This is a genomic window from Paenibacillus sp. FSL K6-2393 (assembly GCF_038002545.1).
Classification (GTDB): Bacteria; Bacillota; Bacilli; order Paenibacillales; family Paenibacillaceae; genus Paenibacillus.
In genome coordinates, this window is record NZ_JBBOCU010000001.1 from 5639882 (window position 1) to 5654528 (window position 14647).

General features: G+C 47.5%; 8 protein-coding genes. 2 read left to right on the forward strand and 6 right to left on the reverse strand.

Annotated features, from left to right (window positions below; translation table 11 throughout):
* Nucleotides 1–170: 170 nt before the first annotated feature.
* Nucleotides 171–1676, reverse strand: coding sequence for an arabinosylfuranosidase ArfA (gene arfA, locus MHI14_RS25140; protein ID WP_341131482.1), 1506 nt, complete (start codon nt 1674–1676; stop codon nt 171–173).
* A gap of 182 nt (nt 1677–1858) precedes the next feature.
* On the opposite strand from arfA, the gene MHI14_RS25145 reads away from it, so the two are divergent.
* On the forward strand, nt 1859–2764 hold the full coding sequence (locus tag MHI14_RS25145) for an ArsR/SmtB family transcription factor (protein ID WP_036611621.1): 906 nt from the start codon (nt 1859–1861) through the stop codon (nt 2762–2764).
* Nucleotides 2765–2883: 119 nt separating this feature from the next.
* Here MHI14_RS25145 and MHI14_RS25150 read toward each other — a convergent pair whose 3' ends face one another.
* The 5 genes from MHI14_RS25150 to MHI14_RS25170 form a co-directional block, all read right to left on the reverse strand.
* Complete coding sequence (locus tag MHI14_RS25150; protein ID WP_133386655.1) at nt 2884–3678, reverse strand: C40 family peptidase; 795 nt, start codon at nt 3676–3678, stop codon at nt 2884–2886.
* Nucleotides 3679–4204: 526 nt separating this feature from the next.
* A complete protein-coding gene (locus tag MHI14_RS25155; RefSeq protein ID WP_341131483.1) occupies nt 4205–7480 on the reverse strand; it encodes a glycoside hydrolase family 48 protein in 3276 nt (1091 codons plus the stop codon).
* Nucleotides 7481–7568: 88 nt separating this feature from the next.
* On the reverse strand, nt 7569–10562 hold the full coding sequence (locus MHI14_RS25160; protein ID WP_445670378.1) for a glycoside hydrolase family 9 protein: 2994 nt from the start codon (nt 10560–10562) through the stop codon (nt 7569–7571).
* A gap of 341 nt (nt 10563–10903) precedes the next feature.
* Complete coding sequence (locus MHI14_RS25165) at nt 10904–12643, reverse strand: methyl-accepting chemotaxis protein (RefSeq protein ID WP_133386653.1); 1740 nt, start codon at nt 12641–12643, stop codon at nt 10904–10906.
* Nucleotides 12644–12848: 205 nt separating this feature from the next.
* Nucleotides 12849–13400 carry an undecaprenyl-diphosphatase gene (locus MHI14_RS25170; protein WP_341131484.1) on the reverse strand — a complete coding sequence of 184 codons (552 nt, stop codon included), beginning with the start codon at nt 13398–13400 and terminating at the stop codon, nt 12849–12851.
* Between the two features lie 185 nt (nt 13401–13585).
* On the opposite strand from MHI14_RS25170, the gene MHI14_RS25175 reads away from it, so the two are divergent.
* A complete protein-coding gene (locus MHI14_RS25175; protein ID WP_249911604.1) occupies nt 13586–14578 on the forward strand; it encodes an LCP family protein in 993 nt (330 codons plus the stop codon).
* Nucleotides 14579–14647: the final 69 nt, after the last annotated feature.

The following is a 14647-nucleotide window of genomic DNA, read 5'->3' on the forward strand; positions in this document are numbered from 1 at the left end:
CTCCTTACCTTTTCCTATAAAATATAACGAAAAAAGCTGGATGCGATTAACTCGCACCCAGCTTTTTTTGGCTTCAAGGAACACGCTGATCCTCTGAGCCGCTGAATTCCTTCTCGGGCATCATGCCTGCCATTGCTCTCTCACGTGTCCCATCCCTTTATGCTAATCCCCTACTGAACTTTCAAACGGATTACGTTCCATGATGCTTTCGCCAAGCTCGCCGTAATCAGGGTATCAGATACAACTGCACCCCCGCGATTATGAGGAACAACACGATTCGGTTGTGCTGCCGTATTAGATGCTTTGAGATCATCACTCTCCAGCACGATATGCTCGATCACGGTACACTTCCCGAAGCTGCGCAGATCCACTTCGAGCGGAAGGGATTCTTCCAGATGACGGTTGACTGCGAATACAGTCACTTCACCCTGCTCTTCGTTATGAACCGCAATAGCTTCCAAATAAGGAACATCTGTGATTTGTTTTGTATCGTATTTTGGAGACTGGATCAATGGCACCAATGCTGTTCCACGCCCGAAGAGGGACGTATGCATGAATGGATAGAAGATTGTCTGTCTCCATGAACCACCACCCGTATCTGTCATGATCGGCGCAATTACGTTAACGAGTTGTGCCAGACATGCCATTTTAACCCGATCCGCATGTTTGAGCATACTGATCAACATACATCCAACAAGCAGTGCATCCTCATGATTGTAGATATCCTCAAGCTGTGGCGGAGCAATCTGCCATGGGTCCATCTTCGAATCATTTTCATTGGAGTGATACCATACATTCCACTCATCAAAGGACAGATACATCGTCTTTTTGCTGCGTTTCTTCGCTTTGATATAATCACAAGTTGCCTTCACGGTATCGATAAAACGATCCATTTCAAGCGAGCGTGCCAGGAACGTTGGCGTATCTTGCTCTTGATTGCCGTAGTATTGATGCAAGGACAGATACTCCACGTGATCATACGTATGATCCAGCACCGTTGCTTCCCATTCCGGGAATGATGGCATATTCAGGTTTGAACTTCCACAGGCTACCAGTTCAATCGACGGGTCCGTCCACTTCATGACTTTTGCCGCTTCAACGGCTGCACGTCCATACTCTTCTGCCGTTTTGTGACCGATTTGCCAAGGGCCATCCATCTCGTTGCCCAGACACCATGTTTTGATCGCATGTGGCTGCTTGTATCCATGCTTGATGCGAAGATCACTATAATACGAACCTTCCGGATGGTTGCTGTACTCTACAATATTTCGTGCTGCATCGGCGCCCCGTGTTCCCAGATTAACGGCCATCATGACTTCAGAATTAGCCTGTTTCGCCCAGTCCACGAATTCATTGAAGCCAAATTCATTGGTCTCAATCGTTCTCCAGGCCAGTTCCAGTCTGCGTTTGCGTTCTGACACAGGTCCAACCGAATCTTCCCAATTGTAACCGGATACAAAATTACCTCCAGGATAACGTACAATCGGTACATTTAACTCCTTGACCATCTCCAGCACATCCGTGCGGAAACCCTGTTCGTTCGCTGATGGATGCCCCGGCTCGTAAATCCCGCCATAGACGGCACGTCCCAGATGCTCAATAAATGATCCGTACAAGCGCTTATCCACTACACCAATAGTAAAATCTTTATCTACCGTCATTTTTGCTTTTTCCATAATGAATTTCAACTCCTTAAGATTAATATAAAAATTAATTGATATTCTATGGATCAACGTTCATATTTATATTAAAATCGATTATAGCCTTAATTTCAACCTGAATTTTGCAAAATGTTATTCTTTTTACTGAATTTATGTTTAACTTAATTCTATACAGATAAAATGGAGGAACAACTGTGATCAGAGCAAATACCGATGCCGAATGGCTCCCCCTATATGAAGCACTTGCCAGTGAAGTCCGTCTACAGATCATCCGCCTTGTTGCAGAGACTCCGATGAATGTGAAGGATCTTGCTGCTTCACTGGGTCTGAGTAGTGCCATCGTGACCATGCATGTCCGCAAACTTCAAGATGTGGGCATTATTCAGTCCAAAATGATACGCAAAGACGGCGGCACACATAAAATGAACAGCCTTGCTGTAGACTGGATTGGCATCTCCATGCCGCAGGAAAGTGGTACAGCCCGCAAGCTGCACGAGGTTTCCGTCCCTGTGGGACACTACACCCACTTTGACGTCTATCCGACATGTGGTCTGGCTACGTCCAATCATGTTATCGGACAGTATGATGACCCTCGTTATTTTCTCGACCCTGAGCGGATGCATGCCCATATTTTATGGTTTGGCCGTGGGTTTGTGGAGTACAAAATTCCAAACTATATCTTATCCGGACAGCAGATCAATGCCATTGAATTGGCCCTCGAGATCGGGTCAGAAGCACCTTCGGTTAATCCGAATTGGCCCTCGGATATTACATTTATGCTTAATGGCATCCGATTAGGGGAATGGACAAGCCCCGGAGATTCAGGCAACGGACGTGGTATGTTCACCCCGGAATGGTGGAGTGACAGTGTCAATCAGTACGGCATGCTCAAGGTACTGCGAATTACCAATGAGGGTACGTTTATTGATGGACAACATCTATCCGACATTACACTCGCAGATATCCCGGTTGAACGCAACCAGTGGACCCTTCGTCTTTCGGTGGAAGAAGATGCTCAGCATGTAGGCGGGCTTACCTTATATGGTGAGGGATTCGGCAACTACAATCAGGATATCCTGTTCCGACTGTACTATCACGATTGAGTTCTTCAAAATAATAAATACACAAAAACACCTCCCACTCGCCTGTCAAAGGCAGAATGGAAGGTGTTTTATATGCATATGAACATGTGCGGAATATCTAGTAAGGTTCTTGTTCTAACCTACAGCGCACTGCCACCAAACAGGAAGCGATACTCCCAGTGTTTGCCGGAGATATCACTAGTTGTTACACCACCGCCAGCGTTGGAATAGGTGTGTAATACCTTGCCGTCGCCAAGGTAAATCCCTGTATGAGTAATCGTTGCAGTAGATTTATTCACGCCCGAATACGATGATGCAGAGCTACCTTTATACGACATGAAATACATCAGATCTCCGCGTTTCAGGTTTTTCCAGTTCGTCTGAACTGTACCCTTGGCTTTTACATAGGCTCCCTGTTTGCGGGAATCCGCTGGAAGCTTGATGCCAAGTGCATCAATGAAGGCCTGGCGTACAAAGCTGGAACAGTCAAAAGTAGCTGTGCTGTTACGACTGGCTCCGAACTCATAAGGAGTTCCCAAATATTTCATTCCCGCTGCAATCACTTTTTCTACAGATGCATTGCCAGTCACCGATGTACCACTATTCGAACTCGATCCGCTTGTGCCGCCACTAATCGCTTGTGTGTATTTGGATGAAGAAGATATGTAGCCTGTCCGGTTAGCAGAATCCTTAATCTTATACCAATCCGAACCGGATTGCTGAAGCACCGTTACCGTTTCCCCTTTAGCGACCAAGCGAACAATCTTCGCAGAAGAAGAAGGTGTTGTGCGTAGGTTTACGCCCCAAATTACTTTTACTTGTGAATTGTTAACAGCAGCTGCCGATACCTGTGCCGTTAGTGCTCCTGTCGTCAGACTTCCCATCAGCATCGTTGCTGTGACACTTGCCGTAATAATCGTTTTCTTCCAGTTCATGATGTCGAGTTCCCCCTGATATTACAGAATTTTAACCTGGCTTGGTTCTCCCGGGCTTGCCCCATTGTAAACGGGCTATCCATAACGTTCATCAGTCAAAAGTCCTGTATTGATGCAGGCGAACTTGAGTACTAAGTATCAGGGTTTGTCCATAATCTGCTGGAAAAATTCACTGCTGATCCCTTCTTTTTGAAAGGTTAAATTATTGTAACTATTTGATGTGCTTGATTTTTCCGCGATACAAGAGCTAGGTCGTTTCTCATTCAGGGCATATGCCATATGACCTATATTTTAATGTTTAAAATCGCAAATATGGTAAACATTACTATGATTCATTTGCCGATTACCGTTCCCCGAATTCACATTTTTGCCTCCAGCCTCAATACGGATCGATTTATCAGCAGTGTCCGTTGAATATTTCGTATTCCATTTTTGCTTTTGCATAAAAAAAGAAAAGCCAGGGATTTCTCCCCGGCTTAACCTGTATGATGAGTAACATCACTCTACAATTGGTCGATCAACTCATTTAAGGTTCAATTCCCCATACCTTGGCGCCATCCTGATAAGCTGTCACTTTTGTCCAGGCACTGAAGGCCGTTTGGGTGGAATCAAAGGAATAATCATTGGTTTGATCAAAATTCGTCCAGTTGTTTTTCGAGAAACGTCCCTGGATGATGCCGGTTTCGGCACCTGCGGCCAAACTGCCGGCACCCGCTTTGAATTCAATCTCCAGATACGTATCTGCCGTGCCCTTGGCCGGATCTATCGAAACAAAATGCCCTTCCACCTTACCACTGCCAATCTGTGCATAATCACACCAGAAACTCAGATCAGCGGCACTATCCTTCGTGAAATAATACCGGACCTTCACTTTGCTCAAGTCCACCGCAGTTGTACCTGTATTCTTCACATTAAATTGTGGAGTAATCGCATTGACCGAAGTTCCTGAACTACCATTACGGTATTGTACTTCAAGCGTTCCCGTTGTGACTGGAGGTGCTAATGGAGTCAACACCAATACATTTGAATTCGTCTGACCACTCGTATTAATGGCTACGACTCTATAATTATAAGCTGTACCATTAACCGCTGTAGCATCGGTATACGTCAGTGCAGTCAAACCTGTTGCCAGATCAGCATATGCCCCGCTGCCTACCGAACGTTGTACCTTATAACTTGATGCTCCAGTTGATGCAGTCCATGTCAGTACCGCCTGGGCATCGCCAGCCGTTCCAGTAAGGTTGAATACGCCTGGCACAACGGTACCTGCGAGTGGTGTTGCAGATGCCTGTGTCGACGGTGCAGACTCCCCTACGGCATTCACCGCAGTGACCACATAATAATACGTTGTGCCGTTGGTCAAGCCTGTATCCGTGAATGTTGATCCTGTGACCCCTGTTGCTACAGACGTATAAGGACCACCATTCACCTCTGCACGTTTCACGGTATACGAGGCTGCACCAGCGGCTGCGTTCCAATTCAGAACCACTTGCTCACTTCCTCCAGTTGCTGTTACGCCAGCAGGAGCAGCGGGTACTTCCACTTCCGGACTATCGGAATCTCCGAGGAGACGATCATACTCGCCGTAGGCTGTAGCCATATCCACTTGTGACCAGAACCGGTGATACGTAAAGGTAGGTGCACCGTTTTCCCACTGCTTCGTGGTCGGATTATATGACGTTTTGTACAGATTATCCAGGTAAGCCCACGCCGGATCTTGCTTGATGGCCGGACGCAGATCGGAGTATCCAATGTATACGCCATTGCCGCCTTTTGCCGGATCGGAAGGTACACCTGCTGTACCAGGAATCGTGTTGCCTTGACCAAAGGTTCCAGACCAGTTCGCCGGGATATAGATCTCTTTGGCAAAGAAGCGGAAGTAGTCTTTACGCTCTTCTTCCGTAACAATCCCCACACCATCATTGTAATCCCAAGCTGTATCCAGCAGAGCCTCGGCCAAATCCTTGGCTTCTTGGCCTTCCGCGCTAAGTGTGCCGTTCTCTGCCTGTGTTCCCGCTGCGAAGAAGGTCAGAGCTTTAACGTAACTTCCCAGAACTCCTGTGTCCTGCACTGGATCTTTGGTCGTTACACGGAAGTTCGGATTTTCCGTAAACGAACTGAATCCGTTCCACTTGTCCGGTTGACCCTGCCATTCCTGACCACCCGGAATCCAGAACTCTCCGGGAGCCGGCGTTGTCGCTACCTGAACATTAGTCCCACCCAAAATGCGCTGTCCAGCCGCATTCAGATAATAACCTTGCGCATCCGTCACCGGACGCTCACCTACAAATACATAATCCTTACTCCAGTCGATCCACTTCGTGATTACTTTTTTGGCCATCTGGAAGTTCTCAGAGGTCAAATCACCGCTCTCCGCAAGAATATAGTACATCTCGGCTACACGCTCCAGCGGCCATGCCTGGAATCCAAACCAGGTGTTGGAATCCGGATCACGATATACAGGTGCCTCCTGATAAGCCATGTCATAGAATGTACTTACGCCTGCCGGATAGGCTTTGTATGAACCATCCAGACTGTTCGTTGCTCCCCCGCCGATAGCTCCTTCATGGGATTGTAGCCATGTGTAGAATTCCAACTGACGTTTCAGCGTAGCATTCCAATCTGCCTTCGCTGTTGCTGATTTCGGAATCAAGCCGCCAGCCGGATCAGACAAAGCATACGCTGCAACCGGGTTTTGATAAGCCTGATGGGTATGGCTCGCTCCAATGCGCCAAGCCCAATCCCCACCTTGACCCAAGCCACCGCCCCAAGACGTATACCAAGCCATGAGATACATGTTGGAATCCTTGCCTGTACCCGGAGTCGGTGTACCGCTCTTTGCACTTCCAATTTTCTGGAAGTATTTATCATACATACCATAGCGCAGATAGTCCCCCATCTTCTTCGCTTTATCCAGATATTCCGGATTGTTGTATCCCATCTCCTTTGCCCAATACAGCACCTGTACAGCACGCGCATCGGCATCCGTTGCGTTTGTGTAACGCCATTGTGCTGACGGTACCTGATTTTCCTTTGTGAACAAGCTCATGAAACCTTCATTTGCCTTACCAAAAGATTTATCATCCTGGGATGGATGCGGAATGGCTTCCCACACAGACTCCTGCTCCCCACGTTGGAACGTATTCACATAGGTAGCCGTATGTGATGGATTCAACAGGTTTCCATATCCATACCAGTCATCCACATCGACCAGCCAGTGCATGAGATAGGTCTGATTGTCACCATAGGTCGCCTTAAGTTCGGCATCAATCGGGTCTTTACCCGCTGCATATTGACCATTAAGTTGCGATGGATATTGATCTGGGAAAGGTTTTTCCGCAGCATACGTAGCAGGGCTGTTTGGGTTGTATGAACTCATCGTAGGCTGCTCTTCCTTGCCGTCACCTTCGTTGACCGGGATAATGTATTTCTCCATACTGTCCCAAGCTGCTTCCAATTGGGACCAATCTCCCGTGTAGTGACCATACATGGTTTCCAACCACAGCCAGTAACTGTATGCCTCGGACGTCGTCATATGACCATAATCCGGGGCCTCACTGAGCAGGGTCTCAATGGAATGATACGGTAGACCCTCTGGCGAAAAATATCCGTTCGCCGGATCTTTCAACTGATCATACAATTGCAAAAATCGGGCTTCATTAATGCTGTCTGCCTGAATCTCGATGGCCTGATCTGCGGCATGTGCTGTTTGCGGCCCTGCCCAGAGTCCGGTGTATCCGGTCAACATGACGGTTCCCGCCAGCATCGCTGTTAAACTTTTTTTCGCAGCTGATTTCAACATTAATATATACCTCCCTGGAATAGTGGAAATTGAATATAAACGCTGTTGGTCTGCCCATGCTGCTCTTCGGCCAATGATCTTGAGCTAGTTACGGCTCCAAGCCCCATACTTTGGTGTTTCCCTGATACCCGGTTACCTTGTTCCATGCGGCAAAAGCCGTCTTGGAAGCATCATAGGAATAATCATTACTTTGATCGAAATTGCTCCAGTTATTTTTGGAAAAGCGTGCTTGAATCACGCCGGTCTCTGCTCCAGCGGCCAAACTGCCTGCTCCCGACTTGAAGCTAATCTCCAGATACGTATCTGCGGTACCCTTTGCCGGACTCACTGCGACAAATGTACCTTCAACATTGGCCGTGCCCATCTCGGCATAATCACACCAGAAGGTCATTTGATCCGCACCATCCTTGGTGAAATAATATCGGATCTTCACGGTACTGAGATCAATCGCTTGTGTTCCGGTATTCTTCACGTTGAACTGCGGAGTCACCGCATTACTTGAATTCCCGGACCCTCCGCTGCGGTACTGCACTTCGAGTGTACCGGTCGTCACCGGAGGTGCAGAAGGCGTCAGTGCCAGGACATTGGACAGTGTCTGTCCGTTCGCATTCACGGCTGCAATCCGGTAATTGTACGTGGTGCCATTCAGCGCTGTTGTATCGGTGTAAGTCAACACGGACAATCCGGTTGCCACATCTGCATAAGTCCCGCCTGCCACCGAACGTTGTACCTTATAGCTAGTAGCGCCCGAGGCTGCTGTCCAAGTCAGGACCGACTGCGCATTACCAGCTGTCCCACTTAAAGTCAGTGCTCCCGGCACCGTCGAAGCTGCTTGCGGGGTAGCCGACACCTGCACAGAACCCGATGATTCCCCTGCTGAATTCACAGCAGACACTACATAATAATAAGCCGTCCCGTTGGTCAGCCCCGTGTTTGTGTAGGTCAATCCATTAACCCCTGTTGCAACAGTTGTATATGGTCCTCCACTCACCTCGGAGCGCTTCACCGTATACGATTCAGCCCCGGATACAGCGGCCCAAGTCAGGTTAACCTGACTACTTCCCGCTACAGCCTGCACGCCAGCAGGTGCACTTGGAACCGTGACTGGTGTAACACCAGGCTCCTGTCCATACACCTTTACCCCTGCATCATAGACTGGAAGGTATATGCTCTTCACAGGAGTGCCTGTGGTCAGCGTCTGGAACGAATGATCATTACTTGCATTCCATGCACCCTGTGGGCCTGTAATGCGGAACTGTACTTCTTTACGATAATTTCCTTCCCCACCTGGATAGATCTTGGTATTACCGAAGTTCGCCGTAATGGCATAGATATGCTGGGCTGCATTCACCACAACGGGTTGGGATACCGTCGCCCCCTCTGTATAGGAGGTTGTCACTTGCACGTCCGATACCGTACGTCCGGCAGCATACACTTCACTCAAATCCAGGAAATACTTAAAAGACAGTTGATCTCCCATTCGGGCAGGCCAAGCGGAACGATTATTAAGCTGTGCTCTGATTTCCGTATAATTGGCACCTGATGATTTGATCGCAGCCTCCACAAAGAACTCATCTCCCTTCACCTCAGGTGCAGGGAAGTTCGCAAGGGGCTGATGATTCTGACCAAATAGCAAATTCATCTTTGCCAGTGCGCCGGTAAAACCAGCATTGTAATCGGTTGCGACCTCATTACTCACGTAATCCCCGATATCATCGGTATATCCATCCGATGCATCCGGGCCACCGACCATGGCACCATACAGAATGTGGCGATGGTTAGCCGGGATATCTTCGTTATTCAGCCATGAACCGTGAGCGGTCCGATGATGCGGATGTTGAGGTGCATTTTGCCCATATCCGACCACATAACTGCTCTGACGTGGATTATCGCCCAGAATATAATTCATCTGTGAAACAGCAAAATCCTGATATCTTGACTTTTTCACAGGATCACTGACCCAGTCGGAGTATACAAAAGAAATAAAGGATGCATTCGCTGCATATCGGAGCGAGCCCCACTGATCCAGCCACGCCAGACCTCCTGGCGTATACTTGACTCGTGTCCCATTGACTCCAACCGTCCAATAATCCAGATTGCGCTCAGTCGACTGAATAAATCTCGTCGACTCCGGCATGTTCAAACTGGACGTAATACGGGCAAGCAGGATCTGGGCACCATAATGTTTACTGTCCCAACCTTGTGTCCAGGTATACGGCCAATTGGCTGAGCCTCCGCTAGAAGACCACCGGTCCGTAGCTGCAATGGCTTTGGACAAGTAAGCGCTATCATTAGTGGCTAAATAAAGCCACGCTCCGCCCCATGCCAGCTCGTCTTCGTATCCTGTCCACGAATTATAGAACGCTGCAGCATCAGTGATACAATCGGTGTATTCCCCCCGATATGTATCTGCGAAGTTATACAACTCTTTCGCATGTTGGAGCAGTCTTGCCGAATATGCCGGATCATCATCTGCAAATACAATCGATGACGCTGCCAGTGCTGCAGCCGTTTCTGCCGCCAGATCACTGCCCGGGCATGAAGCATCGATCTTGAACGAAGGACGGTTCATCTGCATGACTTCTGCGGGTCCCCACCAGGCATGGTCGGTATTGCCTGCCCCCACTTGTCCCCATAATTCATTTGGTTTCGTATGCGCTTTCATAAAATAGTCGGTCGCCCATCGGATATTATCCTTGATCTCCTCCAGTTGTCCGGCCTGTTCATATCCGTCGCCGTATTCCACGACAGACCAGGCGAGCATCGTTGCGGAAGCAGCCATCGGAAAACCAAACTTCACATGATCTCCGGCATCATACCATCCTCCGGTCAGATCAACGCCTACATCAGCCCCATCCTGCATGCCCGAATTACCACGCCATTCGACCCGATTACTCGCTGGCAACGTGCCCGAACGCTGTGCCTCATAGAAGTAAATGGCCTTTTGCAGTGCTTCAGCATAGTTCTGATTTCCGACGGCCGCATCCGCCTTAGGAATTCCTGTGCCCATCGATAAACTTCCTGCCAGTAGTCCTGCCGATAACGCGATCATAGCGACTCGTCTCCACCAGCTCCCCTTCATGTTCAACTATTCATCTCCTCTTCATCAATATTCCGTATGCATTACTCTGGACTGCAAGTTTATATCGCTCCTCCCCATGGTGTATTTCAGTGTAAGTTCCACCATTAATTACCATTATAGCCGTTTGTTTCACTAGCTATATAAGCGTTGGTGACTTCTGAAATAACATTGTTGTGACCTGCTCTGCGTCATGCGACAAAAAAAGCTGTTTCTCTAACACATATACGCGTTAGAGAAACAGCTTCTCGCCCTTGCTATCATCAACAGTATAAATCGAATGGCATTCTGACCATCCTGTCAGTATGTTTCTGTACACCTTAGGTGTCAGAACATCTCATTGGTTACACTTTGAACTTGTTAATCTGCTCCTGCAGTTCTTCGGCCATTTTGGATAATGAACCTGCGGATGATGCAATCTCTTCCATCGAAGCCAACTGCTGCTGAGTTGCGGCAGATACATTATGAACCCCGCCCGCTGCCTCTCCAGCAATGTTGGAGATTTGACTTACATATCCTACAACCTCAGTTGTACTCGCCGACATTTCCTCTGAACCAGCGGATACTTCTTGAATTTCACCCGCTACTTTGTTGACCGCATCCGAGATCTGCTCGAACGCTTGTCCTGCCGCAGTAACCATCTCGATTCCTGCTTCTGTCTCACTGCTGTTCACTTTGACTGCCTGAACAGCATGATCCGTATCTTTCTGAATCAATTGAACGAGATCCGTAATTCTTTGCGCAGAAGTAGAAGATTCCTCAGCCAACTTACGCACTTCTCCCGCAACTACGGCGAAACCACGTCCATGCTCTCCTGCTCGTGCGGCTTCAATGGCTGCATTCAGTGCAAGCAGATTGGTCTGCCGGGCAATGTTGTTGATTACCTCGGTAATGGTTCCAATCTCTGCTGAACGTTCCCCCAGCCCTGTAACCAATTCAGTAAGCGAAGCAATGGAATTTCGAACAGAACCCATCTGTTCAACCGCTTGTTGAATAATCATATTTCCTTCGGAAGATTGATTCGCCGCATCTACAGCAGATACGGATACACTCTGAGCAAGCTCGGCAATCTGCTCTGATCCGAGAGCCATCTCATTCATCGCCTGTGAAGAACGCTTCACAATATCAACTTGATCAGACGTACCTACAGCCAGTTCTTCGACCGTTTGGGAGATCTGTTCCGAGGCTTGAGTATTTTGCTCTGCACTTGCAAGAAGCTCCTCCGATGAAGCGGCTACCTGTTCGGAAGTCATCGATACCGATTCAATCATGGAGCGCAAATTGCCACTCATAGTATTGAAGGAAGCTGCCAGTGTACCCAATTCATCCTTGTTCTTAAGCACAATCGTCTCACCCGTCAGATCACCGTTGGCAATGGCCATGGCTGCTTCATTCATCTTTTTGATTGGACGTGAGATGATGCTTGCAATGAAGAAGGCAATAAATACAGCTGCCAGGAATGCAAAAATCGTCACTGCCAAAATCACATTAAATGTATTCTCCGCTAACACAACAGACCCATTCGTTGCCGCTTCCGACCCTTCATTACCCATGGTAATTAACTTGGCGAGTGTATCGTTGGCTGTATACCACAATGGATAAGCCTCGGTATGAAGTTTGCTTGCTCCCGCATAATCGTTTTTCAGACCCAATTCGATGAATGCAGGCATTTTTTCCAGATAGGTATCATAGTTCTTACTAAAATCCTCATTATATAGCTTAAGTGCTGCTTCATTGCCTGCAATGTACGTTTGCAGTTGTACTCGTTCATCTTCAATCTTGGTGAGAAGCAGCTGCAAAGCTTCATTTAGCTTGGCCGTTTCGTCTTCATCCTGTTCTACAATGACGGCCAGTGCGAGTCGTTCTACATCTGATACATCACCATTCATCATGCCCAGCAGGCTTACACTAGGCATCCATGTTTGATCCACTTCATTCGCCTTGCTCGACATATTATGGATTTGGACTAATGCATAGACACTTACAAAAACCAGCATAGCCACAACTACAAGAAAACCAGTTAGTAACTTGCCTCGAATCGTTAACTTCAATATCCCCAACTTATTCCCCCGCGTGTCTTCCATGTGTCCCACTCCTCAAAATAATACATATTTATAGTATATCGTCACCTATCGTCATGAATTGTAGATGTTAGAATTCATTTTCTATAAATTTCGCTTAACTTCGAATATAACGCAAAAGAAGTCTCCCATCTTTGGCAGAACCAGAGAAAGAGACTTCTTTATTGAACAAAACTATTACGATTTCGCTCCATATTACGTGCAGAAGCTAACGAAAAACACGTCGGTGTATGTTAATGAAAAAGTCGGGAATCGACTTGGTATAATTGCGGGTTATAATCAGAACCACACTAAGCAGACTTCCGAGAATGAATCCTCCCAGAATATCTCCTGGATAATGCACACCAACATATACACGCGATACCCCTGTCAACACAGCCAGTAACAACATCCATGACCCGAAGCGACGTCCAATAAAGAATGAAGCAGCCGCTAGAGCAAATACAAAGGAAGCATGTTTACTTGGAAAGGAAGGGTCAGGTACATGGGGAACCAGTTGATGCACTGGCCCTTCTACAAAAGGCCTTGGATGACCCACTGCTGGTGATATCCCCCATTTGGTTAGAACTAAAGCTACAATGGAAGCTACACAAGCATAAAAAACAATTCGCTGTTTCGACGGATCGCCGAGAAACCATACGATAACGAGCAGTGCGATCATGACCCAAACCGCATACTCGGATGATGTGATCATAAACCAGTCCAGAAACGGTATTTGGTCTGCAAACTGATTAATCCAATTAAATAGTGATTGATTCATAACTGGCTTTTAATACCCCCATTACACAAAACAAAGATTATTTTTTACATAATAAATATACACTAACTATTTGTCAAACAATCCTCACATTGACCGAAGTTACGAAATCAAAGAGGACATTTTGCTTTCTTTTTGTTAAACTAGTTTGGGTTACATATCAGTTCAATCATAGAAAGGTGAAGATTATGCTTAAAAAATGGTTATGGGGTACAGCCCTGACCCTGGCACTTGCGATTACAGGTGTCGTTGTATATTACGGATATTCGATTGTTCATTTTGCCAATAGCATCTCCACGGCTTCCGGGACTTCAAACTCGTCCTCTTCCGGCACAGACAGCGATTCAGACACACCAACGACAACGATTCCCAGATGGGAGGGCCAGGAACGGGTGAACATTTTGCTCCTTGGCGGAGACTCAAGAGGCGACGATGCAGGACGCTCGGACTCGGTCATGGTCGCTTCCATTGATCCGGTCACGAAGAAAGCCCATCTATTCTCCGTACTGCGAGATACCTATGTAGCCATTCCAGGGCATGGCAAAAGCAGACTTAATGCAGCCTTTTCCTACGGGGGTGCGGAGCTGACCAAACAAACCGTCAGTGATCTGCTCGGTATTCCCATTCAGCATTATGTCTACACAGACTTTACAGGTTTCATGGCACTTGTTGATGCGGTAGGCGGCATTGAAATCGACGTAGAGAAAGACATGTATTACACCAGTAAAGCAGATAAACATATGTACGACATTGACTTGAAAAAAGGATTGCAGCATATGGACGGCAAAACCGCCCTGCAATATGTTCGGTTCCGACATGATGCCACCTCGGATTTTACCCGTACCGAACGGCAGCGGATCTTCATGACCGAGCTGGCCAAGAAAATGCAGAGCACCACGTCGCTCTTCAAAATCCCGGATATCCTGGAAGCCATCGCTCCCTATATTGAGACAGACCTCAGTCCAACCCAGATGTTAAAACTCGCATCACTTGGCTTCGATATCCATGTGAACGATATCGATCAGCAGCAGATTCCACCGAACAAACTCCTCACCAATGAACTGGTCGGCTCAGCTCAGGTGCTGGGTGTTGATGTAACCAAACTCCAGTCCTACATTCAGAAACTGTTTGAAGAAGATGCCGCGTCCTCAGAGACTCCATCATCAGAGGAACAGAACTAAAATAAGCATCAGATATATCAACAAAAAAGACGGCCATAGCCGTCTTTTTTAGTACCTATTTTCTCCATT